This is a genomic window from Primorskyibacter marinus, from assembly GCF_003313245.1.
GTDB lineage: Bacteria > Pseudomonadota > Alphaproteobacteria > Rhodobacterales > Rhodobacteraceae > Primorskyibacter > Primorskyibacter marinus.
In genome coordinates, this window is sequence record NZ_QJSD01000001.1 from 352,127 (window position 1) to 376,726 (window position 24,600).

The following is a 24,600-nucleotide window of genomic DNA, read 5'->3' on the forward strand; positions in this document are numbered from 1 at the left end:
GCCCTATGGCAGAAACGCTTTACGGTTTCTGCTGACGTGTGGCCATGTAGGTTTGCAGCCGCGCCAGACCTTCGATGATGTCGGCGGTCGACCGGGCATAGGAAAAGCGCAGCGTTCCCGCCCCTCTGGCCGGATCGAAATCCAGCCCCGGCGTCACCGCCACCCCTGTCCCGTCGAGAATCTCTGCCGCGAATGCCCGGCTGTCATCGGTCAGATGCGACACATCCGCATAGATGTAGAAGGCCCCGTCAGGTGGTGCGATCCGGTCGAATCCGGCCTTTGGCAGCCCCTCAAGCATCAGCTTTCGATTGGCGGCATAGACCGCAAGATTGCCTTGCAACTCTTCCTCGCAATCCATCGCCGCAAGCGCCGTCACCTGCGAGGCATGCGGTGCGCAGATAAACAGGTTCTGCGCCAGTCTTTCGATTTGTCGGACCATGCCGGGGGGCACAACCATCCAACCCGCCCGCCATCCGGTCATGCTGAAATATTTCGAGAACGAGTTTATGACGACGACATCATCGGACACTTCCAGCGCCGTGACCGCCTTCGCCTCATATTCGACGCCGTGGTAAATCTCGTCCGAGATAAAGGCCGCGCCCTTGTCGGCGCAAAGCCCGACCAGGGCTTCCATCGCGTCCTTGTTCAGCATGGTCCCGGTCGGGTTTGACGGTGAGGCCACCAGCAACCCGTCAAATGCCGTATCGCGCAATTCGGCAGGCACGGGTTGCAAGCGGTTTTCCGGCTTCGTCTCGATCTCGACCGGTTCAAGATCCAGTGCGCGAAGGATTTGCCGATAGGACGGATATCCCGGCTTGCCAAGCACGACACGGTCGCCCGCATCGAAAAGCCCGGTGAATGCCAAAAGAAACGCGCCCGAAGATCCCGGCGTCACCACGACCCGCGCAGGATCGAGGTCTACGTTGTACCATTCGCCATAAAGCTTCGCGATCCGGGCGCGCAGCGCGGGAAGGCCCAAAGCCACTGTGTAGCCCAACGCGTCCTCTTCCAGTGCCTTTGCCAATGCGCGCCGCGCGCCTTCCGGCGCGGGCGTTCCGGGCTGGCCGACCTCCATGTGGATCACGCTGCGTCCGGCAGCCTCGGCCGCCCGCGCGGCCTCCATCACGTCCATCACAATGAAGGGATCGACCGCTCCACGCCTTGAGTTCTGCATCGCAACATCCCTAAACTGTGCATCCAGAGGCTCTTATTCGAGCGAAACACCGGGGCGTCAATGCATCTGATAAAAACTCTTTGCCTCGCGGTCGGTGTCATGGCGCTTGCAGCCGTGCCAGCACGGGCGGCGTCGCTGATCCGGGATGCCGATATTGAATACGCTTTGGCGCAACTTGCAGATCCGATCCTGCGCGCAGCGGGGCTGAGCCCGGCACAGGTGCGGGTGATTTTGGTCAATGATTCGTCGCTGAATGCCTTTGTGGCGGACACGCAGCACATTTTCATCCACACTGGCCTTCTGCTGAAACTGCCCAATGCGCGCTCCCTGCAAGCCGTCATCGCGCATGAAGCCGCTCATATCACCAACGGGCACCTGACGCGCCGGGCCGGCAATGTCGCCAGCGCCCGGACGGCGGCAGGCCTTGGCATGATCCTTGCCGCGGCTGCGGCTGCGGCGGGTGGCGGTCAGGCCGCCGCCGGTGTCGCCATAGGCACGCAATCCTCTGCGCTCCGGGTGCTGCTGAGCCATAGCCGCGCCGAGGAAGCCTCTGCCGATCAAAGCTCTGTCCGCTATATGGTGCGTGCCGGTGTCAACCCACAGGGTGCCGTCGAAGTGCATGAGATGTTCAAGGGCCAAGAGGCGTTAAGCGTCAGCCGTCAGGATCCTTATATGCGGTCGCATCCATTGAACCGCGACCGGATGCGCGCCATGCAGGGGTTTGTTGCGGCCTACGGCAAGGACTTGCCCGACAGCAATGCCGCGCTCTATTGGTTTGCCCGCGCGCAGGGCAAGCTGTCGGCCTTTACCCGCGCGCCGGGATGGACGCTGCGGCGCGCGAAGGACAGCGCCACGCAGGACATCGCGCTTATGCGCCAAGCCGCAGCCCATCACCGCCAGTCGGATCTGAAAAACGCACTTGCCAGCATTGACGGCGCGTTGAAGCTGCGCCCGCGCGATCCGTTCTACATGGACCTCAAGGGGCAGATTCTGCTGGAGAGTCGGCAGGCGGCTGGCGCCGTCAACACCTATGCGCAGGCCTCGAAGCTTGCCCCGCGCAATGCGTTGATCCTTGGCGGGTTGGGCCGCGCCCTGCTGGCGGCTGATCGTCCCCGCGATGCCCTGTCGGCGCTGGAAAAGGCCCGCGACCGCGACTGGCGCGACGCGCGGGTGTTGCGCGACCTGTCGGTGGCCTACGCCAAGACCGGCCAGACCGGTATGGCCTCTGTGGTCACGGCGGAACGCTATGCCCTTCAAGGGCGCATGAAAGACGCAGGGCTGCACGCCAAACGTGCCGTAGACCTGTTGCCGCGTGGGTCCGGCCCATGGCAACGCGCACAGGATGTGCTATTGACCGCGGAACGCGCCACAAAACGGTAGCCCCGACCTCAGACATACCGATCGGAGAATGACATGAAATATCCCCTCGCCGCTTCCACACTTGTCCTTGGGATGGCGCTGGCTGCCCCCGCAATGGCCTTTGACATCACCTCGATGAGCGATGCCGAGCGTGACACCTTTCGCCAGGAAGTGCGCAGCTATCTTCTGGAAAACCCGGAAATCATCATCGAGGCGGTCAACACGCTTGAAGCGCGTCAGGCGGAACAGGCCGCGATGGACGATCGCACGATGGTCGAGGTCAATGCCGAAGCGCTCTTCAATGACGGATTTTCGTGGGAGGGTGGCAATCCCGAAGGCGATGTGACGCTGGTCGAGTTTCTGGACTACCGCTGCGGCTATTGCCGCAAGGCGCATGAAGAGGTCAAGGAACTGGTCAGCAGCGACGGCAATATCCGCTACATCGTCAAGGAATTCCCGATCCTTGGCGAGGCTTCCGTGACATCGTCGCGCTTTGCCATTGCGACCAAGCAAATCGCCGGCGACGAAGCCTATGCCTCGGTTTATGACACGCTGATGAACTTCAAGGGCGAAGTGACAGAGACCGCCCTGCGCCGTATCGCCGATACATTGGACCTGGAGGCCGACCCGATCATCGCGCAGATGCAGGCCGATGAGGTAAGCAAGGTGATCGAAGAGACACGCGCGCTGGCACAGCGGTTGCAAATCAACGGCACGCCGACCTTCGTCATGCAGGACGAAATGCTGCGCGGCTATGTCCCGCTGGACGGGATGCGACAGGTGGTCGAGACGCTTCGCGAAAATGGCTGAGACATCGCTGGCGGTCAGCGCATTGCTATTCGCCAGCCTTTTCGCATCACCCTGCGCAGCAGAACGCCTGTTCGAGACGCCTGCCGCGCAAATGGCGTTGGGGGCAGAACTTCGGGCAGTGCTTGCCGATCATCCCGAAATTGTCGAGACGGCCCTGAGCGCGCCGCCACCGGTTGATCCGTATGCCGCTGAAAAAGCCGCCGACCTTGAATTGATCGGTGGCTATGCCCCGCGACTGTTTGCCCGCGACGCGCCGGGTTTGGGCTCGGTGGAGGCTGGTACGGTCTGGGCCGTGTTTCTGAAGCCGGGCTGTGAAAACTGCACGGATGTGCTGGCGGATCTGAAGGCGCTTGTCGAAAGGCGCGACTTGCGGATCAATGTGCTGCTTTTGCCGGTGGGACCAGAGGACACACGGCCGGGACTGTTGCGCGCGCTTGCGCGTCGTCAGGATGGGTCCGCTTTGCTGGCGCTGAACACGATCATGGCACGGCCAAGGGTCACGGCTGCACAGATTGTTGGCCGTCTTGAGATGGAAGTGATGCCGGACGGCGCTGAGGCAGATGCCGATCTGGCAATGTTTGACCGCATGGGGTTGGACAAAACGCCCAGCTATGTCTTGCCCGATATGATGATCCGCGGGCAGATGCCGGTCTTCGTTCTGGAACGCTATTTCGACAGATAGCGCGAATTTTTTCGGGATATTGCGACCTTGGCTGGGGTCGGAGCGAGGGGCCAGCCCCTCGCGCTCCCCGGAGTATTTTGGCCAAGAAGAAGATGGACGGTTTGGGGTAAAACCGCAGTCTTCTTATTCGGCGGCGTGGGCGTTTTCTTCGGCGGCGTCAAGCTGGGCGGCACGCTCTTCGACCTGCTCGACAATATGGTCGATCATCTGCGCGTTCGAGAGTTTGTGACTTTGCTTGCCTGCAAGATAAACCATTCCTGCACCGTTCCCGCCGCCGGTAAAGCCCACATCGGTCATCAACGCCTCGCCCGGGCCGTTGACGACGCAGCCGATGATCGACAGGCTCATCGGTGTCTTGATATGTTCGAGGCGTTTTTCAAGCTCGGCCACGGTGGCAATGACGTCAAAGCCCTGGCGCGCGCAGCTGGGGCAGGAGATGATGTTCACCCCGCGATGACGCAGGCCCAGGGATTTGAGGATCTCAAAGCCGACTTTGACCTCTTCGACCGGATCGGCCGAGAGCGACACGCGGATCGTATCGCCAATGCCCATCCACAGCAGGTTGCCCAGCCCGATGGCCGATTTGATCGTGCCGGACACCAGCCCGCCCGCTTCGGTGATGCCAAGGTGGATCGGTGCGTCGGTGGCTTCGGCGATGCCCTGATAGGCGGCCGCGGCCATGAACACGTCGCTGGCCTTGACGCTGATCTTGTAGTCCTGGAAGTTATTGTCTTCGAGGATGCGGATATGATCGAGACCGGATTCCACCATCGCATCGGGACAGGGCTCGCCGTATTTTTCCAGCAGATGCCGTTCAAGGCTGCCGGCATTGACGCCGATCCGGATGGAGCAGCCATTGTCACGCGCGGCGGCGATCACCTCGCGGACGCGGTCGGCGCTGCCGATATTGCCGGGGTTGATCCGCAGGCAGGCGGCCCCTGCCAGCGCGGATTCGATGCCACGCTTATAGTGGAAGTGAATGTCGGCCACGATCGGCACCGGGCTTTCGCGGGTGATGTCGGCCAAGGCTTTTGACGACGCCTCGTCCGGGACCGAGATGCGGACAATATCCGCCCCCGCCTCTGCCGCGGCCTGCACCTGCGCCACGGTGGCGGCCACATCGGTTGTGTCGGTGTTGGTCATGGTCTGAACCGAGATCGGCGCGTCGCCGCCGACAGGCACATTTCCAACCATGATCTGACGGGATTTGCGGCGATAGATATTACGCCACGGGCGGATGTGGTTGAGGCTCATGTCACTGTGATTCCGGGTTGTGGACGGTCCTTGCGCCTATGTAGTCCGGCACCGGGCGGTTTGCCACCCTTGCCGGCTACGATGTTACTGAGATGGTTGCAGCGGATTGACCTCGGCCGCGTTAAGCTCTGCCACGACACGCGCAAGGTCGGAATCGGCATTCGGCACGGCCACGGCATAGGTCTGTGTCAGGTGGTCAATCGAAAGCGCCACCTTTGATGTAACAGATCCATTCGGGCCTGCCGGGCCGTAGGTTTGCCCGTTGACGGCGAAATAGACCGCGCCGGAATCGCCCACGCGCAGCGAGGCGGGGTTCTGCGTGCTCGGCACGTCATAGGTGTCGCCCGCGTTCATTATGCCTTCGAAAATCACCGATCCGTCAGCGGCACGCACCCGCACCCATGCCGGACGAACGGCGACCATCATCACACCTGGAACCGCGTCTTCAAGAACTTTAGGGCCGTTCGGTGCCACTTCCACATCCGGTGCGGCCATCGCAAAATCGACCTGCTCGCGGATCTCGACCTCGTCTTTCCGGAGCCGGTGCGCATAGGCCCCCACAGTCGAAGGATCGAGTGTCGAGATGGGTGCGTCCCGAGCAACCAGCACCGGCACATCCAGTGCCTCGGGCCGGTAAAGACGGTCAAGCGCATCGTTGCGAGGCGGGTCAAAAACGCCCGCCACGGCGGGATCGTCAGATGTGGGGGCGGCAGCCCCACTGATCGGATCAAGATCGGACAAGACAACGGGTGTCTGGTCAACCGGGGCAAGCTGTACACGCTGTACTTCTTGCAGAACGCTCCATGCGCCGTAACCGATACCGCCGACCAGCGCCAATAACACAAAGGTCGAGCCGATCGCGCGCGGCTCAATCTGCGACAGCACGGATGCACCGACCGGCGCGAAGGGCATCGCAGGTTCGGTAAACGGGTCCTTGCCGATACGCGACGGTTTTTCCTGCTTCTTGATGCTGGAGGCACGGTCGGACATGCCATGTGCGGTCTCGAACTCGCTTTCCTGACAGAACGCCACAAAGGTATCGTCGGGGTCCATGTTCAGATAACGCGCGTAAGAACGCACATAACCCGCAATGAAACCGGGCGTATCAAACGCGGAAGGATCGCAGTTTTCGATAGCGGCGATGTAGCTGGCCTTGATGCGCAATTCGCGCTGCACATCCAGCAAAGATTTGCCGAGAGTCGCGCGTTCGCCGCGCATGAGATCACCAAGACGCAGATCGAAATCATCAAAACTGCGTGGGCCGCTTACTAACGGCTTCGGTTCCGGAGGTGGTTTCCTTCCGATCATGCCCAGCTGCCCCATCCACGGTTCGTGGTTCTTGTCATATCTTAGCGCGTCAAAACTCGATTCGTCTCGCGCACTTTATTTGGGGCAAGATAGCATATCACAAGTATATTTACACCGATGAACGGCTCAGGCGCTGAGTTCGGCACGATTCAGCGCACAATGCGACCACAGGGCGTCCATCGCGGAAACCAGCGCGTCCATCTCGCGCGGCCCATGAACCGGCGACGGCGTAAAGCGCAGACGCTCTGTCCCGCGGGGAACTGTCGGAAAATTGATCGGCTGCACATAGATGCCGTAACCTTCCAGCAGAAGATCCGACAATTTCTTTGTATGAACCGGATCACCGACGATCACCGGCACAATATGGCTACCGTGGTCGATGATCGGAAGTCCCATCGCCTTCAGCCGGGTCTTTAGGATCTTCGCTTGTGTCTGCTGTTGTTCACGCAGCCCTTGATCGCGCTTCAAATGCGCGACAGAGGCTGCGGCCCCCGCAGCAACCGCAGGCGGCAGCGACGTGGTAAAGATGAAGCCCGGCGCGTAAGACCTTATGGCGTCACACATTTTATGCGATGCGGCGACATACCCGCCCATCACGCCATAGGCCTTGGCCAGCGTGCCATTGATGATGTCAAGCCGGTGCATCAGACGGTCACGTTCCGCAACCCCTGCCCCGCGCGGTCCGTACATGCCAACCGCATGGACCTCATCGATATAGGTCAGAGCGCCGAATTCGTCGGCCACGTCGCAGATTGCTTCGATCGGACCGAAATCGCCATCCATCGAGTAGATCGACTCGAAGGCGATCAACTTGGGCGCGGCGGGGTCGTCCGCCGCCATAAGCTCGCGCAGATGCTCAACATCATTGTGGCGGAAAATACGCTTGGCACCGCCGTTGCGGCGCACACCTTCGATCATCGAGGCGTGGTTAAGCGCATCGGAATAGATGATCAGGCCGGGGAACAGTTTTGGCAGCGTCGAAAGCGTCGCGTCATTGGCAATATAGGCAGAGGTGAACAGCAGCGCCGATTCCTTGCCATGCAGATCGGCCAGTTCGGCCTCCAACGCCTTGTGGTAAACCGTGGTGCCGGAAATGTTGCGCGTGCCACCTGATCCGGCACCCGTCGCGTCCAGCGCTTCATGCATCGCCGCCAGAATAACCGGGTGCTGGCCCATGCCCAGATAATCGTTGCCGCACCACACCGTCACCGGCGTCTCCGACCCATCCGGTCTGCGCCATGTGGCGTGCGGGAAATGACCGTTCTTACGCTCGATATCAATGAAGGTACGATAACGGCCCTCAACATGCAGGTGATTCAGGGCTTCGTCTAGCTTCGCGGTGTAGTCCACCGGCTCCTCCATCATTCGGTCGCTGGCGCGGTCAGCGGCATAGCTTGCAGAGAGGCTCCGCATTCAAGTTAGTGAATGGATATAGGGCGCGCGTCCATCTGACAACCTTTTCACCCATGACCCGGTGTCGCAGCCTTGATTTAGATCAAGCGCAACCGACATCGCCGTCAAAGGCAAGGTATCCATTACTTTCCAGGCTTCTCCGATCAAGATATACTGAAACCCTATTCTGCGAACTCTAACACCATTTGACCACCAAGACTTTTCGGTAAATCCATAAGGACTTTACGATGTCCCAGATCCTTATCCACCCGCTGACGGCGACGCTTCTGGTGGTTGGGGCCGCTGTCGGATACGCGGTCGCGACGGTCGGCATGAAAGCCGCGTCAGACGGGTTTACGCCGGTCGGTATCAGTTTGGGAATAATCGGTTTTTCCATAGCGTTCCTGGCCGAGATTGTGCTGCTTCGCCGGGCCGACCTGTCGGTGATCTATATCATCATCGTAGCGGCCGAGACGCTGCTGATCCTCGCTTATGCGGCATGGATTGGCGAAGGGCTTAATCTTCGGCAAGCGTTTGGGGCAACGATGGTGCTGGGCGGATTGGTGGCGATTTCGCTTTGATGCACTGGACAGTGGGCACGCCGCTGATACGTTGCGGCAAAACCTCACTTGAACGGAGCGTCCCCCATGTCACTTGATGATGTCCTGGCCCGTATCGACGCCGATCTCGACGGCGCGACCGACCGCCTGCTTGATTTGCTGCGAATCCCCTCGATCTCGACCGATCCTGCTTACAAGGCCGAGTGTGATCGCGCGGCGGACTGGCTGGTGGCCGATCTCGCCTCTATCGGCGTGAAGGCGGAAAAACGCCCCACCCCCGGCCATCCGATGGTGGTCGGCCATGTCGACGGCGACGGCCCGCATGTATTGTTCTACGGTCATTATGATGTGCAGCCCGTCGATCCGCTGAACCTGTGGGATCGTGACCCGTTTGATCCCACGATCGAGGAGACACCCGCGGGCAAGGTGATCCGCGGGCGCGGGTCATCCGATGACAAGGGCCAGTTGATGACCTTTGTCGAGGCCTGCCGCGCCTATCACACAGTCACGGGCAAACTGCCCTGCCGCATCACGTTCTTCTTCGAGGGCGAAGAGGAATCCGGCTCGCCCAGCCTTGTGCCGTTCATGAAAGACAATGCCGAAGAGCTTAAATCCGACGTCGCGCTGATCTGCGACACCGGGCTGTTTCAGTCGAAAACACCATCAATCGTGACCATGCTCCGCGGGCTTCTGGGCGAACAGCTGACCATCACCGGTCCTGACAAGGACCTGCATTCCGGCATGTATGGCGGGGCTTCGATCAACCCGATTCGCGTGTTGTCGCGCATCATCGCAGGGCTGCATGACGACCAGGGTCGCGTCACCGTGCCGGGGTTCTATGACGGCGTGCCGGACTTGCCCGACGAGATCATGGAACAATGGCGCGGGCTGAATTTCGACCATGCGGGCTTTCTGGGCGATGTCGGCCTGTCCCACCCGGCGGGCGAGCAGGACCGCAGCGCGCTGGAGATGATCTGGTCGCGCCCGACCTGCGAGGCCAACGGCATCATCGGTGGTTATACCGGCGAAGGTTTCAAGACGGTGCTGCCGTCGCAAGCCTCCGCCAAGATCAGCTTTCGTCTGGTCGGCACGCAGGATCCGCATGCCATCCGCGAAAGTTTCCGCGCCTATGTGCAGTCGATGCTGCCGCCCGATTGCACGGCAGAGTTCCACGGTCACGGTGCCTCGCCTGCGTCGCAAATGTCGACGGACCATCCCGCATTCGAGGCCGCGCGCGGCGCGCTGTCTGACGAATGGCCAGAGGACGCGGCCTATACCGGCTGCGGTGGGTCCATTCCGATTGCAGGATATTTCAAACAGATCCTCGGAACGGACGCGATGCTGATCGGCTTTGCCAAGGACAATGACCAGATCCATTCGCCCAACGAGAAATACGACCTTGAGAGCTTTCACAAGGGCACACGCAGTTGGGCGCGCATTCTGGACGCGCTGGCGAAAAAGGCCTGAAACCTGTGCGGCAGGGGCGAAACGGACCCCTGCCAACCTTGCTTACTCGAAGAGCGCGGCGAATGCTCAGAACAGGCCGTTGAACCGATCCGGCAGCAGATATTGTCTGGCAATGTCCGGACGGTCGAAATGCCAATACCCCGTCTCGCCGCGCTTTTGCCAGGTCCTGTGCATGCGCTTGCGGACCCAAGCCAGATCGAACCCCTCCTCCATCGGCAGATCGGCAAACGCTTCGAACACCGCGCGATCCTCGCCGCGCGCCTCGGCAAACCAGTGCCTGCCGATAGAGGCATCCTGCACACTCGCCCCGGTCTGCGCCGTGACGGCATTCCGGGCATTCATCGTTGTCACATAGTTGTCGAAATCGCAGAATTTCAGATGCATCAGATACAGCGGATCCGGCGTGACCAGTTTGCTGGCCTGGGTAAAATGCCCGCCGCGCGCAATCTTCGTGCCGACGCTGACGATGCAGGGCTTGGAATAATGTGGTGCCAGCCGGACATGCCGACGTGGACCAAGGATCTGGTCGGTAACGGGCGCATCCTCTCTATCTATGCGGTGGATCACTTCCAGCCCGACCGGCGTCAACACGCGCCGGATCGGCTGATCGCGTAGATAGTCCAGCAGCCCCAGCCCGGTTTCCGGATCAACCACCACCAACTCGTCAACATCGCCAACGATGACATGATCGTAATAGCTGCGCAGCCCATGCACGAGGTTGTTCAGCAGCCGCCAGCGTTTCATATCGAAATTCTTGTGCGCGTCGCCGGGGATGCCAATCAGATTGCAACCTTGGGCAAGCTCTGCCACCTCTGCGCCGCGACCATGGTTGACGATATAGCAATTCTCGCGCCCCAGCGCCTCGCCGTAGTGGCGCAGCCACGCCTTTAGAAAAAACGCGTCATCCCGCACCATCGTCACGGCGGCTGCCACTGTCTGCATTTTGCCCTGCCTTCCGCTGCCCGCCCGCTGAGGCGATGTCTTGCAAGAACCTAACGGATTACGCTGTATAAGAGAATCGCAAATTGCTGCCCGTGCAGCTATCGTGACACCAATGGCCTGACGGCGCGTGAAACAAGGCAAGCGGCAGTGACCGACGACGCATTTCGACAGACCGGATGGCAAATCCGGGGGCTTGGTGCCCCGATCACCCGGTTTCAGGTGTTCGGAGAACGATCCTCTGGCACGAATTTCGTCAAACGGCTGATCGGGCGCAATACCGGCCTGACACCGATCGAGGATCTTGGCTGGAAGCACGGGTTTCCGCATATGACGGCCATTCCGCGCGACGTGGCGGTGATCTGCGTGGTGCGCAACGCAGTAGATTGGGCGCGGTCGATGTTCACCAAACCCTGGCACTGTACGCCCGCCATGCAATCCCTGCCCTTTGACGCATTCATCCGGGCCGAGTGGGACACGATTGCCGACCGACCGCGCTATTTCCCGCAGGTCGAGGCGCTTGGCGGCGCGGGCGCTCCACTGCAACTGGACCGGCACCCGCTGACCGGACGCAGGTTCAACAATATTTTTGACCTGCGGCGGCATAAACTTGAAGGGCTTCTGGGGCTTGCAGAGCGCGAATGTTGCGTGGTTTTCGTACGGCTCGAATCTGCGCAAGCCGCACCCGAAGCGTTCCTGTCCGATCTGTGCGCAGGGCTGCATCTGCCTTTGCTTGACGCGCCTTTCCGACCGGTCAGCAAGCGTCTGGGATCGCGCTTCAAGCCTTCGGTCCCGTCACGCCCCGATCTGCCGAACCAGATGAGCGCAAGGGATCGCGCATTCATGCTGTCCTGTCTCGACACAGCGATGGAGACGGGTCTGGGCTATGGCTACAACAGCTAAAGATTTACGCCAAAACCCCTGCGTAAGATATTGGCAAAGCTGTCAAAAAGACCGCTTCTCAAGCAACAACTTTATCGCCAGACCGATCAACACAAAGCCGGTGACCGCATCCAGGATACGCGGCACAACCGGCCCTTGCAGTGCCCGCGTAAAAGGGCGCGTCGCCAAGGTCAGCCCGCCAAACCATAGCAGGCTCATGCCGACATGCAGGCATGCCAGCAGCATGGTGAATCCCGCGACCGGAGCCCCTGTGGGCACGAATTGTGGCAGAAAACTGACGTAGAAAACACCGATCTTGGGATTAAGCAAATTGGTCAACAGGCCGCGCAGGAACCAATTGGGGACACGGTCTATCCGTCCGGGTTTATGCGCCGCCGGTTTGCGTGCCGCCCATAACATCTGTCCGCCAAGCCAGATCAGATAGGCGGCACCCAAGGTCTGCACCACGCGGTATCCCAATTCGGAAACCGCGATCAGCGCACCCAGCCCAAGCGCCACGACCACCCCCCAGATCATCAACCCGGTGACAATTCCGGCACTGGCCAACACGGCGCGCCGTTGCCCGTCTACCGCTGCGGTCCGCAATACCAGCGCCGTATCCAGCCCCGGCGTGACCGTGACCAATGCGGCGGCGGCTGAAAACCCCAGAAGCGCTGTCGATAGATCCATGCAAAACCCCTGCCACTTGCCCTGACAAAACCGGCTGCCGATCAGGTTACGCGTTGCTGGCAGCTATCGGACATGATGTAATGCGACCAGTATCTGAACCTGGCGAACTTGTCTCGCAGCCGCACATTAAATTACACTGTCACCTGTTATTTCCGGTCGGGCCCGCGCGCCCCCACAGCTGACAAATGTCGGTATCCCTGATGCGGGCAGCTATCCCGCGTGCATGACGAAACGTCTCTGACGTTGTTTCCCTTTAATTCCGTGCCGAAGCTTGCTGCAACACGTTGCAATAGGTGTCGTGTCTTCTAATATAATCTTTGCGAAACTGTTCCGGAGCACCGCCCCCCCATGGCAGCGACCCTGAAAGACGTTGCCGAACGCGCGGGTGTATCGCGCTCTGCGGTGTCGCGGACATTTACCGACGGGGCATCGGTCTCCGCCACAATGCGCAGCCGTGTCGAAAAAGCCGCGGCCGAACTTGGCTATAGCCCGAACGCGCTGGCCTCCAGCCTGACAACCGGACGGACAAAGCTGCTCGGGCTGGTGTCCAACAACTTCAAGAACCCGATTTTTCTGGAGGTTTTTGATCTTTTCACACGCGCGCTTCAAGATCAGGGGCTGCGCCCGCTTCTGGTGAACCTCTCCGATGAGACCGACCCGCAAAGCTCTGTGAAGATGCTGCGGCAATATTCCGTCGACGGTGTCATCGTCGCCTCCTCCACTTTGCCGCCGGGATTCTCAAGCGCCTTTCGCGATGCGGGCATACCTGTTGTGCATGCCTTTGGCCGCCCGTCGGGCACCCCATCGGTGCATGTCGTTGGTATCGACAATTTCGCCTGTGGTCAGATGGCGGCACGGACGCTGATCGCACGCGGTTACAGCCGGGTGGGCTTTCTCGGGGGGCCGGAAGTCGCAACCTCCACCCAGGACCGGTTGGGCGGCTTCATGGATGAAATCGCCAACCATCCCGATGTTTGCGCCAGCCATTCCTTCGCCGCCGCCTATTCCTTCGCGGCGGGCCGCAACGAGATGTTGCGCCTGTTGGAAGGCCCTGCTGCGCAGGCCTATTTCTGCGGCGATGATGTGCTGTCCATCGGTGCCTTGTCAGCAATCGGCGAAAGCGGTCTGGCCGTGCCCGATGATATTGGCATCATCGGGCTGAACGACATGGCGATGGCCGGCTGGCAGAATATCAATCTGACGACAATCCACATGCCCGTTGAGAAAATCGTGGCGTCATCGATAGAGCTGATCATGGGCATGTTGACGGATCCCGACCTGCCACCAGAGGCCCGGATCTTCGCCTGCGACATCATCGAGCGCGGAACCTTGCGCGCTATGCCCGCCTAAACCGGGCGAAGACCCGGTTTCTTGCGGCTACCTTCAGCGAAACATCGGCGGTCGGGCATCGACCCAGGCACCGTCCGCTTTGGCAGAGACGACGGCGGCGTGCACGGCCGCCATGGATCTCAGCCCATCGGACGCACCGGGCAGTCCGTCACGCACCTCGCCCCGGATCGCATCGGCAAGATCGCAATAGATATTCGCCACCGCCAGCGGGAAGCCCTCGGGATGCGCAATCGACACGCGCGACAGCCGTTGCGCATCCTCGTGCAAGCCGCCCTCGCCCTTTTCGATGATCTGGGTACGCCCCCCGACAGGTGTGTAGATCAGCTGGTTGGGCTGTTCGGAATGCCAGCGCAGCCCACCCGTCTCGCCAAAGACCTGAATATCGAACCCGTGCTGACGTCCGATGGCAACCGATGACGTCCAAAGCCGTCCGACCGTGCCGCGCCCCATACGGAAGTTGACCATCGCATCGTCTTCCAGTTCCCGGCTTGCAATGGTCGATGCGAAATCGGCAGAGAGTTTTTCCACCGCGTCATCGCAGATGAAGCTGGCCATGTGCAGCGCATGGATGCCGCAATCGGCAAACTGGCCCGAGACACCCGCCATCGCCGGATCATAGCGCCAGCGCACCCGAGGGTTATCGGCATCCGTGGCGTCGCCGTGATGACCGTGGCTGAAGTTGGTCACAACCAGACGCACCTTGCCAATCTCACCCGCTGCAACCATCGCGCGGGCCTGTCGCACCATCGGATAGGCCGAATAGCAGTAATTCACCGCGCAGATCTTGCCGGTGGCCTCGGCGATGCGGACGATCTCTTCGCCCTCGTCAACCTGCATTGTCATCGGCTTTTCGCACAGCACGTTGAACCCGGCCTCAAGAAACGCCTTTGTGATCTCGAAATGGGTCGAGTTGGGCGTCGCGACCGTGACCAGATCCACCCGATCATCACGGGCCCGTTCGCGCTCCAGCATTTCTGTCCAGTCCCCATAGGCACGATCGGAGGCCACGCCCAACCGCCGAGCGTATTCCCTTCCGACATCGGCGCGGTGATCCAGCGCGCCGGCCGTGAACTCGAAAAAACCATCCGCCAGTGCGCCCAAGCGATGCGCCGGTCCGATCTGGCTGCCTTCACCGCCGCCGATCATGCCCCATTTCAACTTTGCCATGTCATTGCCTTTCCTTGCGCGTTGCCAGGGCCTTATGCCCCGGTGTTGCGCCTAAAACCCGATGGATTGCAGATATTCGCGATTGGCCCGCGCGTCTTCAAATGGCGTACCCGGCATGGACGGGTCGCAGTCCTGCTCGACCGTACACCAGCCACTGAAACCGGCCTCCAGAAGACGCTGCCGAACAGCTGGGAAATCCACGTCTCCCTGACCCAGATTGCAGAAGATACCCTGTCCGCAAGCCGTATAGAAATCGGTCCGTCTGGCGACCACATCCGCCTTCACTACCGGATCTATATCCTTGAAATGCATGTAGGAAATACGATCCATATGGCGATCCATGAAGGCCACCGGATCAAAGCCTGCATAAGAGTGATGCCCGGTATCAAAACAAATTTTCAAGAGGCTTTCGTCAACCTCGTCCAGCAGACGCTCCAACTCTGGCTCGAAATCCATGAACCCTGCGGCGTGGGCGTGGATGGCAACGGTCAGTCCAAACTCCTCGGTTCCAAGTTTCGCAATTGACGCGATGCGGTCGCGAAACGCCTCCCATTCGTCCGCGTCCATCTGTTCCGCCTCATCCGCGCGCCCCGCCGTGGGCGCACGGCGCGGCGAGATGCTGTCGATCAGTACCAGATGCTCTGCCCCATGTGCGACCAGCGCCTTGCAGGTACGCTGGCTGGCATCCTGCACTGCGTCCCATTTCGCCGGATCATGAAACGGCTGAAAGACAACGCCGCCGATGATTTCCAGATCACGCGCGGCCAATGCGGGCGCAAGGATCGCGGGGTTCTCGGGCATGTAACCGATGGGGCCAAGCTCTATCCCCCGATAGCCCGCCCCCGCGCATTGATCCAAGACCGACTGCCAGTTGGGATAAGACGGATCGCTGGGAAATTCGATACCCCAGGAACAGGGCGCATTGCCGATACGAATGGTCATGTGATGAAGCTCTTTACAGATTCAGAACGCCGAGACGTCCTGCCAGGTTTTCAAGTCTGACGACGCAAACGCCGTGGCGATGATACGATTGACCTCCATCCCGTCACGAAAGGTCGGCCAGATCGCCTTGCCGGTGTCGATGGCGGTCAGGAAATCCTTGGCCTCGATGATGATCTGATCCTGATACCCGGTGCCATGTCCCGGCCCCTGACAGAAGGGTTCATAATCCGGATGCTCCGGTCCGGTCAGGATCTTGGTGAAGCCGCGCGTTGCCTCCGGCCCCTCCATCCGGTAAAGCCAAAGGGCGTTCTGATCCTCCTGATCGAAGCGGATCGCGCCTTTCGTGCCGGTGATCTCATAGGCGTAGCCCATCTTGCGCCCGGTCGAGACGCGGCTGAAATACATCTGCCCCATGGCTCCGTTTTCAAACCGGCACATCATCTGACCGTGATCGTCATTTGTCACGCGTCCGCCGGGGCGTTCGGCATGTACGGTCTCGACCTCTGCGATCAGTCGCGTGATTGGCCCGACAAGCGCCAGCGCACCATTGATCATATGCGGAGCAAGATCACCCATCGTCCCGTTCGATATGCCCTGTGCGCGCCATGTCGCCGGGATCTGCGGATCGGCGTAGAAATCCTCGGTATGTTCGCCCCGGAACCAGGTGATGTCTCCGATGGCACCTTCGGCGATCAACTGGCGCGCAAATTGGCTGGCGGGGGTGCGGATATAGTTGAACCCCACCATATTGACCGCGCCACTGGCATCTGCCGCGGCCACCATCGCGCGGCTGTCTTCCAGCGTCGCGCCAAGTGGCTTTTCGCAAAACACCGGCTTGCCCAGTTCGAACGCCGCCTCAGCCGCAGCGCGATGTGTCTCTTGCGGCGAGGCGATGACGATGGCCTCGACCTTCGGATCGGCGACCAATACCCGCCAGTCGGCCGTCGCCCGTGCAAACCCATAAGCTTGCCTGTAGCGTTCGGCGCTCTGTTCACTGGTGGCGCAAACCATCTCAAGCCGCGGGCGCAGGGAAGTTGCGAAAACCGCCCCGACGCAGGACATCGCCACCGCATGTGCCTTGCCCATGTAGCCACCGCCGATAATCCCTATCCCGATGTCCCGCATCCGACCCTCCCACGGCTTTCCATTTGCAACCGGTTGCAAAAACGGTATCGTGGGATTCGACACGCTGCAAGCGGCAATCGGTTTGCTGCACGATTTTCCGAACCGTGCCACCCAAGGATGAAGGACGAAAGATGGCTGATCTTGAGCGCATCGGCGGTAACAGCTTTGTCGTGCTTGGCCGCGCCGGGATGGATCTGTATGCCGACCCGCCCGGCGCAAAGGTCGAAGACGCGGCGCAATTCACCACGGCGCTTGGCGGATCTTCGGCCAATATAAGTGCGGCCATTACGCGGCATGGCGGACAGGCGGCGCTGGTCACTTGCGTGTCCGATGACGCGATTGGCCGTTTCGCGCTGAACCAGCTTGATCGCTACGGGATCGACCGCCGCCATGTCCGGCCTGTGGGCGGCGAGGCCCGCAATTCACTCGCCGTCGTGGAAACCCGGCTGGAGGACACGCAATCGGTGATCTATCGCAACGGTGCCGCGGATTTCGCGATGACCGCAAAAGATGTCGCTGCCGTTGACTACGCGCAATTCTCCGCGCTTATGACCACCGGCACCGTCTTTGCGGCAGAGCCTTCGCGCAGTGCAACCTTCCACGCCTTCGATCTTGCCGGTGCCGCCGGTCTGCCGCTGATCTTCGATGTGGATTACCGTCCCTATTCCTGGCCCACGGCCAAGATCGCCTCTGAAACATATTCTCGTGCCGCGGCAATGTGCGACATCATCATCGGCAATGATGTGGAATTTGGCTTCATGGCCGGGGATTACCACAAGGGGTTGGACAAGGCGCGCGAACTTGCAGCCACGACCGCGCAGATCGTCATCTACAAGATGGGCGAAGAAGGCGCGATCACCATCACCCCCGACGATGAATTCCGAACCGGAATCTATCCGGTTCAGGCGCTCAAACCCACCGGGGCCGGTGACAGTTTCATGGGCGGGTTCATTGCCGCGCTTGCCGCCGGCCTGCCGCTGCGCGACGCGGTGCTGCGCGGCTCTGCCTGCGCCGCCATCGTGGTTGGCCGCGTCGGCTGCGCGCCCGCCATGCCCACCCCGACCGAGCTGGAGGCGTTCCTGTCCGCGCATCCCGGCCCGACAACGCCCTGAATAGGATCGCAGATATGCATATCGCCCCCCATGACAACCGGAATGCGCCCATCGTCGATGTGGACAACGCGCTGGTCCCGCTGAACTATTTCAATATCGTCAAGTTGAAGAAGGGCGAGGCTTTTGAATATCAGGTGCCGGGGTACGAGACCTGCATCGTGCCAGCGACCGGCACCGTGGATGTGGATGTGGAAGGCGTCAAATTCGCCAGCCTTGGCAGACGTGGAGTGGACGTCTGGGACGGCGAGCCCGAGGGTGTCTATGTGCCGTCCGGTGCCAAGGTGACGTTCAACTGCACTTCGGACGAAACCGAAGTTTTCGTCGCGGGTGCCAAATACGACAAGGTGCTGGACCCGTTCGATGTGCGCGGCGATGGCATCGACCTTGTGCAATACGGATCCGACGACACCAAGACGCATCGCAAGATCAAACACATCCTTGGCGCGAACCAGCATGACAAGGTGGGCCGCCTTCTGGTCAGCGAACTTTATACCGTGGGTCAGGGCGGCTGGTCAGGGTTTCCCAGCCACAAGCATGACACCGACCGACTGCCGACCGAGTCTCGACATGACGAGACCTACAATTTCCGGTTCCGGCCCAATTACGGGTCCGGCGTGCAGATGCTTCAGCGCGCGGACAACACACCTGGCGATGCGTATCACATCATGGACGGATCGACGATCTGCATCGACAAGGGCTATCACCCTTGCGCGGTTCTGCCGGGATACGAGATGTATTATTTCACCATCCTGGGCGGGCTGAGCCAACGGTCACTGGTGCAGTATTTCCAGCCGACCCATGCGGCACAGCTGGAAACCATTCCCGGCATCAAGGACATGATCGCGAAATTCAAATGACACTCGTGACGCTCGCCGATGTCCTTCAGCCCGCTCTGAAAGGTGGCTATGCCGTGGCCGGGCTGGTGACATTGGGGTGGGAAGATATGCGCGCTTTCGTGGCGGCCGCCGAGGCCGAAGGCGTGCCCGTCATTCTGCAAGCCGGTCCGGGCTGCCGCGATCATACGCCCCTGCCCGTTCTGGCCGCGATGTTCAGGCAACTGGCCGAAAATACGTCGGTTCCGGTCGTCGCGCATCTCGATCACGGGTATACGTTCGAGGAATGCAGACAGGCGCTGGATTGCGGATTTACCTCTGTCATGTTCGACGGGTCGCGCAAGCCACTTCAGCAGAATATCGACGAGACCGCCGCGATTGCACAGATGGCCCATGCGGCGGGAATGTCCTGCGAGGGCGAGATCGGATTTGTCGGCTATGCAGGTGGCGAAAGCTCTGCCGGTACGGACCCAGAAGAGGCGGCGCGCTTTGCCCGAGAAACCGCTGTGGACGCGATGGCAATCTCGGTCGGCAATCTGCATCTGCAACAGAACAGATCTGGTGCCGGGCTGGATGAGGCGCGCATCCGCGCGATCGAGGCTGTTACACAGGTGCCGTTGGTGATCCATGGCGGCTCTGGCGTGCCAATGGCGCAACGGCAGGCGCTGGCGCACGGATCAGCGATCTGCAAATTCAACATCGGTACGGAGTTGCGCATGGCCTTTGGCGACGCCTTGCGGTCGGCCGTGAACGCGGACCCGTCCCGGTTTGACAGAAATGAGATACTGGCGGAGACCCACACCCCCATGGTTGCGGCCACCCGACAGGTGCTGCGTATGTTGAAACCAAAGTCTTCATAACCATTCGTCGCGATGATGCACCCAGTGCCCAACGCGCATTTGCATCCGCGATCAACGCTGTTTTGTCGATGTACGATGATCTACAATCTGGTCAATACAGTTTAGAAACAGGTCAGCGGGGCGCGCGCGCATCCTCCGCCACAGATTGAATATTTTCTCTACTTTTGCAACGGAACCGATATGGACCGACTGACAGGAAAGATCTGCATCGTCACCGGCAGTGGCCGCGGCATTGGCGCGGCCATCGCGCGCGCCTTTGCAACAGAGGGCGCAAAGGTGGTTGTCACCGACAGACATGCCGAAAGCGCCAAAGCCGTCGCCTCTGAACTGGACTGCGACTTCCTGCGGCTCGACGTGTCGTCAGAGGCCGATTGGAACATGTTGCAAACGTCGTTTCCGCATTGCGATGTGCTGGTCAATAACGCAGGCGTCACCGGGTTCGAGGATGCAATGCGCCCGCATGACCCAGAAAACGCCACACTTGAAGACTGGCGCGCCGTCCATGCGGTGAATCTGGACGGCACATTTCTGGGTTGCCGCTACGCGATCGGGGCGATGCGCGACAAGGGCGCAGGATCGATCGTCAATATCTCGTCCCGGTCTGGTCTGGTGGGGATTCCGGCGGCGGCGGCCTATGCCTCTTCCAAGGCGGCGGTGCGCAATCATACGAAATCCGTGGCGCTGTACTGCGCCGAACAGGGGCTGAACATCCGCTGCAACTCGATCCATCCTGCGGCTGTCCTGACCCCGATGTGGGAGCCGATGCTGGGTGACGGCCCGGACCGCAAAGCGCGCATGGCCGCCTTTGTCGCCGACACGCCACTGCGCCGTTTCGGCGATCCGGCGGAGGTGGCTGCACTCGCGGTCCTGCTTGCATCTGACGAGGCTGCCTATATGACAGGTGCCGAATTGAACATCGACGGCGGCCTGCTGGCAGGCAGTGCGGCAACCCCCAACGCCAGCGGCTGAGACGTCGGTTTGGCACCCCGCTTGCGCAGGCGGTCGCAAGGCAACACTGCCTGCAACACATGCGGGCCAGTCCAGGTCAAAAGCGATCAGGCTTTCGAAAGACCTGCCCCGCTATCGGCGGCTGGTCTGAATTTTGCGAGCAGATTTCACCCGGATCTCGCGAATGTCGCGCAGTTCCTGATCGGTCAGGTAAACAGCGACAGTGACTGTCCGGGGCCAATCGCTTTGAGTGGTGGGATTTGCAGGCTGGTAGGCGCGCATATCATAGGTCAGCGTATCTGCGTCCGTCTCATCGTCATTCTTGACCAGCTTCGCCTCGAACGGCCCCAACCGATCGGACACGCCCGTGGCCCGGATCACGGCACCGCCGGGACGCCGTTCAATCAACAGTTCCGAGACCTCGCCGATCAGTTGACCGGAATAGGCCGCCGCCTCCGGCCGAAAGATAGAGGCGCGCCGGCGCGGGATCAGCGGATTGACCGCACCGGTGCCATCCGTGACCACCGTGGCTTGACTGCGCCCGAACCAATTGAACGGGTTGAGACGAGACTCGCGGATCGTGCCGCAGCTTGCCAGAACCAAAGCCGAAACCACCAGAGCCGAAAGTGCCTTTTGCATGCGCTGCCTGCCTTTGTTACCGTCCTCAACCCGGTTACCGCATTGCGCAGCGCTTGAAAAGCGTGAAGGCGGGCTGGACCTTTGGCTATGCGCGACTTAGGTCACAAACAGACAGGCAAAAAGGGTGTCCGCCATGGCGCAAACCGCATTTGAGGATATCGCCGAAGACTTCGAGTTTCTCGACGATTGGGAAGATCGCTATCGCATGGTGATCGAACTTGGCCGCGATATGGATCCGCTGGCCGAGGAACTGAAAGTCCCCGCCACGAAAGTCGAGGGTTGTGCCAGCCAAGTCTGGCTGTTCCCGAACTGGCAGGAAAAGGCCTTTCATTTTGACGGCGACAGCGACGCGATGATTGTGCGTGGCCTGATCGCGGTATTGCGTACGCTCTACAACGGCCTGTCACCTGCTGAGGTGCTGAAGGTCGACGCTCGCGCAGAACTGGGCCGATTGGGGCTTAACGATCATCTATCCGCACAGCGTTCGAACGGACTGCGCGCAATGGTCGAAAGAATCCGCGAGGTTAACCAAGCGCAGATCTGAACCGCTTGTGTTGTCTCGAACCAGACCACGCTTAGTTTGTCCTTTGGCATGATGTGTCGCAGAAAACAGGGCCGCGGAAAAAACCGGACGTCGGGCTGTCTGCCTTGAGAAAGCTGGCACCGCAAGAATAGCAGAAAGCAAGAGATGCGCATTTTCGATAGATCCGGCCTGAAAATACTGCCTTTCCTGCTGGGTCTGCTGTTTTTCGCGGCATCCTTGACCCCGTCCCTTATTCCACGCGAATGGAGTGTTCAGGGCGCGCTTGGCGGTTTGGTCATGGCACTGGGCTACCTGATCGGGCGGATCATCATGGGCGGCTGGTGGGCGATGGAATTGCCAACGCTCAAAGGGCGTGCCGCGAAGATCTTCCATGCAGTGCTCAGCCTTCCCGTTCTGATCGTTCTTTTCATCAGTCTGAAGCAATCGAATGGTTGGCAGAACGACATTCGGTCGCGCATGGGGATGGAACTGGCCGACAGCAGTCAAACCGTCCAGATGGTATTGGTCGCAGCGGCCGTATTCGGCGCACTTTACCTGCTCGGTTTTTTGCTGCGCATCACCTTCAATGCTATGCAACGTCGATTGTATCTGTTCATGCCCGCGCGCACCGCCAATATCATTGGCGTCACGCTGATGGCGATCCTTGTGGTCATCGTCACCCGTGACGGCATATTGGACAGGGTCATTGCCAATCTGGATGAATCGGTCACGATAGCGCAGGATCTGTTCGACACAGCCCCGCCCGCCCCCACCGATGAAGGAACCGTCGGTGGAAAAGCGTCACTGATAGACTGGGATGCGATGGGCAAGCCGGGCCGTGATTATGTGACACGAGGCCCCAACGCGGATGACATCGCACAGTTCACGGGCCGGGATGCTTTGCAACCCATCCGCGTCTATGCCGGGCTGGCCCAGGCCGACACCCCACAGAAGCGCGCTGACATCGCGTTGGAGGAACTCAAGCGGCTTGGTGGATTTGATCGGAAGGTGCTGATCGTCGCATTGCCGACGGGCACGGGATGGCTCGATCCGGGTGCGGTCGATACCGTTGAATACATGCATGGCGGCGACATCGCCACGATTGCCGTGCAATATTCCTATCTGCAATCGCCGCTGGCGCTTATCCTGGAAACACGCTCTGGTTTGGATCAGGCGGTCGCGCTGATTTCAGCCGTTCACAGCTACTGGAAAACCCTGCCCGAGGACGCGCGCCCGAAGCTATATATACATGGTCTCAGCCTTGGGGCATGGTCGTCGATGCACGGAACGGGGTTGTTCGCCCTGCTGGACGATCCGATCAACGGCGCGTTGTGGGCCGGGCCGCCATTTCCGTCGGACAGGTGGATCAGGATCTATGCCGACAGGGATCCCGACAGCCCGTATGTGCGGCCAACCGTCGGAGACGGGCGCATCGTGCGCTTTGCCTCTCACACAGAGGATGCGGGCGGGCCCGATGGTTGGGGGGCGATACGGATTGTCTATCTGCAATATTCAAGCGACCCGATCGTGTTTTACGAACCTGCTTCGCTGTTTCGCCGCCCTGAATGGATGCGCGAGCCTGCGGCCGAAGATGTGTCGGCGCATATGACATTCATGCCTGTGGTCACGCAATTTCAGTTGGCCGTCGATATGGCGCTTGCGACGTCCGCGCCTGCTGGACACGGACACGCCTATTATGGGCCGGATTATGTGCGCCCCTGGGTCGCCGTCACCGATCCCGAGAATTGGTCCGAGGCTGACAGCGCAAGACTGGCCGCCCATTGCAATGGCGGGTTCAAGCTTGGGTGCAGGAACTCTGACTGACGCCCATCGTTGTGCGACGCACCGGCGGGCCGTATGTCTCATGTGCTGGTTAGACGCCCCAAAGCAGCCGTCTCGCTTGCCCCGTCATCAACTGCGTTCACGGTACCGTCGCGGTGCCGGTGCCATGCGTTCAGGTCAACGCCCTGTCAGCCTTGTTGGTTGCAGGACAGTATAAACCTTGGGCCATTTTCCGGAATGCTCATGGAACCGTTGCTCTACGTCGCGCGTTGGTCATTTACAATCGGCCCTTTCCGAGAAGAAACAGACACACCGCAAAGGAGAGAACCTGATGCCCCCTCCCAATCCCAAAGCATCGAATACCGTTACCCGCAGAACGCTTTTGTCTGCTGTTTCTGCCATGTCGGTCCTGTCTCTTTCTCAATGGCCCGGTCGCGCATTCGCTGCGGATCTGGATGTCGATGCCTTTCTTGCACTATCGCAAAAATTGACACAGCAGGACGATCTGTCCGCCGATATCGCAGCCGACATGCTGGCGGCGTTTTCGGCGACAGGTCGAGCAGAGGATCTTGCCGTTTTGGCCGAGGATGCAGCCGATGAGGCATTGGCAAATGCAGTCGTGGCATCGTGGTATAGCGGCGTTTCGCCCGATCAGGACGATCTACAGGTGTTGACCTATACGGATGCGTTGATCTGGCAGGCGATGGATTACACCAAACCCATGGCCTATTGCGGCGGCGAAGTGGGCTATTGGGCGGATCCACCCAGCGCGTAAATCGCATCCCTAGATCCCACTCACGAC

At 60.3% G+C, this 24,600-nt stretch carries 24 protein-coding genes; 14 read left to right on the forward strand and 10 right to left on the reverse strand.

Features of this window, described 5'->3' with window-relative positions; genetic code table 11:
* Positions 1 to 19: 19 nt before the first annotated feature.
* Complete coding sequence (locus tag DMZ65_RS01680) at positions 20 to 1,174, reverse strand: pyridoxal phosphate-dependent aminotransferase (protein ID WP_116597156.1); 1,155 nt, start codon at positions 1,172 to 1,174, stop codon at positions 20 to 22.
* A 99-nt stretch (positions 1,175 to 1,273) separates the two neighbouring features.
* Here DMZ65_RS01680 and DMZ65_RS01685 point away from each other — a divergent pair, with 99 nt between their 5' ends.
* From DMZ65_RS01685 to DMZ65_RS01695, 3 genes are read left to right on the forward strand one after another with little or no spacing between them, the layout of a single operon-like run.
* Complete coding sequence (locus DMZ65_RS01685) at positions 1,274 to 2,554, forward strand: M48 family metalloprotease (protein ID WP_232824848.1); 1,281 nt, start codon at positions 1,274 to 1,276, stop codon at positions 2,552 to 2,554.
* 33 nt (positions 2,555 to 2,587) lie between these two features.
* Positions 2,588 to 3,343 carry a DsbA family protein gene (locus DMZ65_RS01690; RefSeq protein ID WP_116597158.1) on the forward strand — a complete coding sequence of 252 codons (756 nt, stop codon included), beginning with the start codon at positions 2,588 to 2,590 and terminating at the stop codon, positions 3,341 to 3,343.
* The gene (locus DMZ65_RS01695; protein ID WP_116597159.1) at positions 3,336 to 4,025 is read left to right on the forward strand and encodes a hypothetical protein; all 690 of its coding nucleotides are present in this window, start codon (positions 3,336 to 3,338) and stop codon (positions 4,023 to 4,025) included. Before DMZ65_RS01690 ends, DMZ65_RS01695 begins: the two co-directional genes overlap by 8 nt.
* Positions 4,026 to 4,148: 123 nt before the next feature.
* On the opposite strand, the gene ispG is transcribed toward DMZ65_RS01695, so the two are convergent.
* The 3 genes from ispG to hemA form a co-directional block, all read right to left on the reverse strand.
* Positions 4,149 to 5,279 carry a flavodoxin-dependent (E)-4-hydroxy-3-methylbut-2-enyl-diphosphate synthase gene (gene ispG, locus DMZ65_RS01700; RefSeq protein ID WP_116597160.1) on the reverse strand — a complete coding sequence of 377 codons (1,131 nt, stop codon included), beginning with the start codon at positions 5,277 to 5,279 and terminating at the stop codon, positions 4,149 to 4,151.
* Between the two features lie 84 nt (positions 5,280 to 5,363).
* Positions 5,364 to 6,587: a helix-turn-helix domain-containing protein gene (locus DMZ65_RS01705; RefSeq protein WP_116597564.1), complete on the reverse strand. Its 1,224-nt coding sequence runs from the start codon at positions 6,585 to 6,587 to the stop codon at positions 5,364 to 5,366.
* A gap of 126 nt (positions 6,588 to 6,713) precedes the next feature.
* The gene (gene hemA / locus DMZ65_RS01710; protein ID WP_116597565.1) at positions 6,714 to 7,937 is read right to left on the reverse strand and encodes a 5-aminolevulinate synthase; all 1,224 of its coding nucleotides are present in this window, start codon (positions 7,935 to 7,937) and stop codon (positions 6,714 to 6,716) included.
* A gap of 290 nt (positions 7,938 to 8,227) precedes the next feature.
* Between hemA and DMZ65_RS01715 the strand changes: the two genes are divergently transcribed.
* On the forward strand, positions 8,228 to 8,560 hold the full coding sequence (locus tag DMZ65_RS01715) for a 5-aminolevulinate synthase (protein ID WP_116597161.1): 333 nt from the start codon (positions 8,228 to 8,230) through the stop codon (positions 8,558 to 8,560).
* A gap of 66 nt (positions 8,561 to 8,626) precedes the next feature.
* The gene (locus tag DMZ65_RS01720; protein WP_116597162.1) at positions 8,627 to 10,006 is read left to right on the forward strand and encodes a M20/M25/M40 family metallo-hydrolase; all 1,380 of its coding nucleotides are present in this window, start codon (positions 8,627 to 8,629) and stop codon (positions 10,004 to 10,006) included.
* A gap of 66 nt (positions 10,007 to 10,072) precedes the next feature.
* On the opposite strand, the gene DMZ65_RS01725 is transcribed toward DMZ65_RS01720, so the two are convergent.
* Positions 10,073 to 10,948 (reverse strand): glycosyltransferase family protein, encoded by an 876-nt coding sequence (locus tag DMZ65_RS01725; protein WP_116597163.1) that lies wholly within the window; start codon positions 10,946 to 10,948, stop codon positions 10,073 to 10,075.
* A 147-nt stretch (positions 10,949 to 11,095) separates the two neighbouring features.
* Here DMZ65_RS01725 and DMZ65_RS01730 point away from each other — a divergent pair, with 147 nt between their 5' ends.
* Positions 11,096 to 11,848 (forward strand): hypothetical protein, encoded by a 753-nt coding sequence (locus DMZ65_RS01730; protein WP_116597164.1) that lies wholly within the window; start codon positions 11,096 to 11,098, stop codon positions 11,846 to 11,848.
* 42 nt (positions 11,849 to 11,890) lie between these two features.
* Here DMZ65_RS01730 and DMZ65_RS01735 read toward each other — a convergent pair whose 3' ends face one another.
* Complete coding sequence (locus DMZ65_RS01735; RefSeq protein ID WP_116597165.1) at positions 11,891 to 12,517, reverse strand: LysE family translocator; 627 nt, start codon at positions 12,515 to 12,517, stop codon at positions 11,891 to 11,893.
* A 348-nt stretch (positions 12,518 to 12,865) separates the two neighbouring features.
* Here DMZ65_RS01735 and DMZ65_RS01740 point away from each other — a divergent pair, with 348 nt between their 5' ends.
* Complete coding sequence (locus tag DMZ65_RS01740) at positions 12,866 to 13,867, forward strand: LacI family DNA-binding transcriptional regulator (RefSeq protein WP_116597166.1); 1,002 nt, start codon at positions 12,866 to 12,868, stop codon at positions 13,865 to 13,867.
* A 33-nt stretch (positions 13,868 to 13,900) separates the two neighbouring features.
* Here DMZ65_RS01740 and DMZ65_RS01745 read toward each other — a convergent pair whose 3' ends face one another.
* Genes DMZ65_RS01745 through DMZ65_RS01755 form a run of 3 tightly spaced genes read right to left on the reverse strand, consistent with a single transcriptional unit; the run spans position 13,901 to position 17,101 of the window.
* Positions 13,901 to 15,034: a Gfo/Idh/MocA family protein gene (locus DMZ65_RS01745; protein WP_116597167.1), complete on the reverse strand. Its 1,134-nt coding sequence runs from the start codon at positions 15,032 to 15,034 to the stop codon at positions 13,901 to 13,903.
* Positions 15,035 to 15,085: 51 nt separating this feature from the next.
* Positions 15,086 to 15,976 carry a sugar phosphate isomerase/epimerase family protein gene (locus tag DMZ65_RS01750; protein WP_116597168.1) on the reverse strand — a complete coding sequence of 297 codons (891 nt, stop codon included), beginning with the start codon at positions 15,974 to 15,976 and terminating at the stop codon, positions 15,086 to 15,088.
* 21 nt (positions 15,977 to 15,997) lie between these two features.
* Entirely contained in the window at positions 15,998 to 17,101 is a 1,104-nt protein-coding gene (locus DMZ65_RS01755; RefSeq protein WP_116597169.1) for a Gfo/Idh/MocA family protein, read from the reverse strand.
* Between the two features lie 131 nt (positions 17,102 to 17,232).
* Between DMZ65_RS01755 and iolC the strand changes: the two genes are divergently transcribed.
* The 4 genes from iolC to DMZ65_RS01775 all read left to right on the forward strand — a co-directional run bounded on the left by iolC (position 17,233) and on the right by DMZ65_RS01775 (position 20,875).
* Positions 17,233 to 18,213, forward strand: a complete 981-nt coding sequence (gene iolC / locus DMZ65_RS01760; RefSeq protein ID WP_116597170.1) for a 5-dehydro-2-deoxygluconokinase — start codon at positions 17,233 to 17,235, stop codon at positions 18,211 to 18,213.
* Between the two features lie 14 nt (positions 18,214 to 18,227).
* Entirely contained in the window at positions 18,228 to 19,070 is an 843-nt protein-coding gene (locus DMZ65_RS01765; RefSeq protein WP_116597171.1) for a 5-deoxy-glucuronate isomerase, read from the forward strand.
* Entirely contained in the window at positions 19,067 to 19,906 is an 840-nt protein-coding gene (locus DMZ65_RS01770) for a class II fructose-bisphosphate aldolase (protein WP_116597172.1), read from the forward strand. The genes DMZ65_RS01765 and DMZ65_RS01770 overlap by 4 nt, the downstream gene beginning before the upstream one ends.
* Before the next feature lie 180 nt (positions 19,907 to 20,086).
* Positions 20,087 to 20,875, forward strand: coding sequence for an SDR family oxidoreductase (locus DMZ65_RS01775; RefSeq protein ID WP_116597173.1), 789 nt, complete (start codon positions 20,087 to 20,089; stop codon positions 20,873 to 20,875).
* Positions 20,876 to 20,986: 111 nt separating this feature from the next.
* Here the strand turns inward: DMZ65_RS01775 and DMZ65_RS01780 are convergent, their stop codons facing one another.
* Entirely contained in the window at positions 20,987 to 21,493 is a 507-nt protein-coding gene (locus DMZ65_RS01780) for a hypothetical protein (protein WP_084349793.1), read from the reverse strand.
* Positions 21,494 to 21,626: 133 nt separating this feature from the next.
* Between DMZ65_RS01780 and DMZ65_RS01785 the strand changes: the two genes are divergently transcribed.
* The 3 genes from DMZ65_RS01785 to DMZ65_RS01795 all read left to right on the forward strand — a co-directional run bounded on the left by DMZ65_RS01785 (position 21,627) and on the right by DMZ65_RS01795 (position 24,573).
* The gene (locus DMZ65_RS01785; protein ID WP_116597174.1) at positions 21,627 to 22,037 is read left to right on the forward strand and encodes a SufE family protein; all 411 of its coding nucleotides are present in this window, start codon (positions 21,627 to 21,629) and stop codon (positions 22,035 to 22,037) included.
* A 144-nt stretch (positions 22,038 to 22,181) separates the two neighbouring features.
* Positions 22,182 to 23,840 carry an alpha/beta hydrolase gene (locus DMZ65_RS01790; RefSeq protein ID WP_116597175.1) on the forward strand — a complete coding sequence of 553 codons (1,659 nt, stop codon included), beginning with the start codon at positions 22,182 to 22,184 and terminating at the stop codon, positions 23,838 to 23,840.
* Between the two features lie 289 nt (positions 23,841 to 24,129).
* Positions 24,130 to 24,573 carry a sugar dehydrogenase complex small subunit gene (locus DMZ65_RS01795; RefSeq protein WP_116597176.1) on the forward strand — a complete coding sequence of 148 codons (444 nt, stop codon included), beginning with the start codon at positions 24,130 to 24,132 and terminating at the stop codon, positions 24,571 to 24,573.
* The last annotated feature ends 27 nt before the right edge of the window (positions 24,574 to 24,600 follow it).

What these genes read in the sequence shown, in the direction of transcription:
- DMZ65_RS01680 (WP_116597156.1), bottom strand. Translation starts at nt 1,174, where the DNA reads ATGCAGAACTCAAGGCGTGGAGCGGTCGATCCCTTCATTGTGATGGAC.
- DMZ65_RS01685 (WP_232824848.1), top strand. Translation starts at nt 1,274, where the DNA reads ATGGCGCTTGCAGCCGTGCCAGCACGGGCGGCGTCGCTGATCCGGGAT.
- DMZ65_RS01690 (WP_116597158.1), top strand. Translation starts at nt 2,588, where the DNA reads ATGAAATATCCCCTCGCCGCTTCCACACTTGTCCTTGGGATGGCGCTG.
- DMZ65_RS01695 (WP_116597159.1), top strand. Translation starts at nt 3,336, where the DNA reads ATGGCTGAGACATCGCTGGCGGTCAGCGCATTGCTATTCGCCAGCCTT.
- ispG (WP_116597160.1), bottom strand. Translation starts at nt 5,279, where the DNA reads ATGAGCCTCAACCACATCCGCCCGTGGCGTAATATCTATCGCCGCAAA.
- DMZ65_RS01705 (WP_116597564.1), bottom strand. Translation starts at nt 6,587, where the DNA reads ATGATCGGAAGGAAACCACCTCCGGAACCGAAGCCGTTAGTAAGCGGC.
- DMZ65_RS01715 (WP_116597161.1), top strand. Translation starts at nt 8,228, where the DNA reads ATGTCCCAGATCCTTATCCACCCGCTGACGGCGACGCTTCTGGTGGTT.
- DMZ65_RS01720 (WP_116597162.1), top strand. Translation starts at nt 8,627, where the DNA reads ATGTCACTTGATGATGTCCTGGCCCGTATCGACGCCGATCTCGACGGC.
- DMZ65_RS01725 (WP_116597163.1), bottom strand. Translation starts at nt 10,948, where the DNA reads ATGCAGACAGTGGCAGCCGCCGTGACGATGGTGCGGGATGACGCGTTT.
- DMZ65_RS01735 (WP_116597165.1), bottom strand. Translation starts at nt 12,517, where the DNA reads ATGGATCTATCGACAGCGCTTCTGGGGTTTTCAGCCGCCGCCGCATTG.
- DMZ65_RS01740 (WP_116597166.1), top strand. Translation starts at nt 12,866, where the DNA reads ATGGCAGCGACCCTGAAAGACGTTGCCGAACGCGCGGGTGTATCGCGC.
- DMZ65_RS01745 (WP_116597167.1), bottom strand. Translation starts at nt 15,034, where the DNA reads ATGGCAAAGTTGAAATGGGGCATGATCGGCGGCGGTGAAGGCAGCCAG.
- DMZ65_RS01750 (WP_116597168.1), bottom strand. Translation starts at nt 15,976, where the DNA reads ATGACCATTCGTATCGGCAATGCGCCCTGTTCCTGGGGTATCGAATTT.
- DMZ65_RS01755 (WP_116597169.1), bottom strand. Translation starts at nt 17,101, where the DNA reads ATGCGGGACATCGGGATAGGGATTATCGGCGGTGGCTACATGGGCAAG.
- iolC (WP_116597170.1), top strand. Translation starts at nt 17,233, where the DNA reads ATGGCTGATCTTGAGCGCATCGGCGGTAACAGCTTTGTCGTGCTTGGC.
- DMZ65_RS01765 (WP_116597171.1), top strand. Translation starts at nt 18,228, where the DNA reads ATGCATATCGCCCCCCATGACAACCGGAATGCGCCCATCGTCGATGTG.
- DMZ65_RS01770 (WP_116597172.1), top strand. Translation starts at nt 19,067, where the DNA reads ATGACACTCGTGACGCTCGCCGATGTCCTTCAGCCCGCTCTGAAAGGT.
- DMZ65_RS01775 (WP_116597173.1), top strand. Translation starts at nt 20,087, where the DNA reads ATGGACCGACTGACAGGAAAGATCTGCATCGTCACCGGCAGTGGCCGC.
- DMZ65_RS01780 (WP_084349793.1), bottom strand. Translation starts at nt 21,493, where the DNA reads ATGCAAAAGGCACTTTCGGCTCTGGTGGTTTCGGCTTTGGTTCTGGCA.
- DMZ65_RS01785 (WP_116597174.1), top strand. Translation starts at nt 21,627, where the DNA reads ATGGCGCAAACCGCATTTGAGGATATCGCCGAAGACTTCGAGTTTCTC.
- DMZ65_RS01790 (WP_116597175.1), top strand. Translation starts at nt 22,182, where the DNA reads ATGCGCATTTTCGATAGATCCGGCCTGAAAATACTGCCTTTCCTGCTG.
- DMZ65_RS01795 (WP_116597176.1), top strand. Translation starts at nt 24,130, where the DNA reads ATGCCCCCTCCCAATCCCAAAGCATCGAATACCGTTACCCGCAGAACG.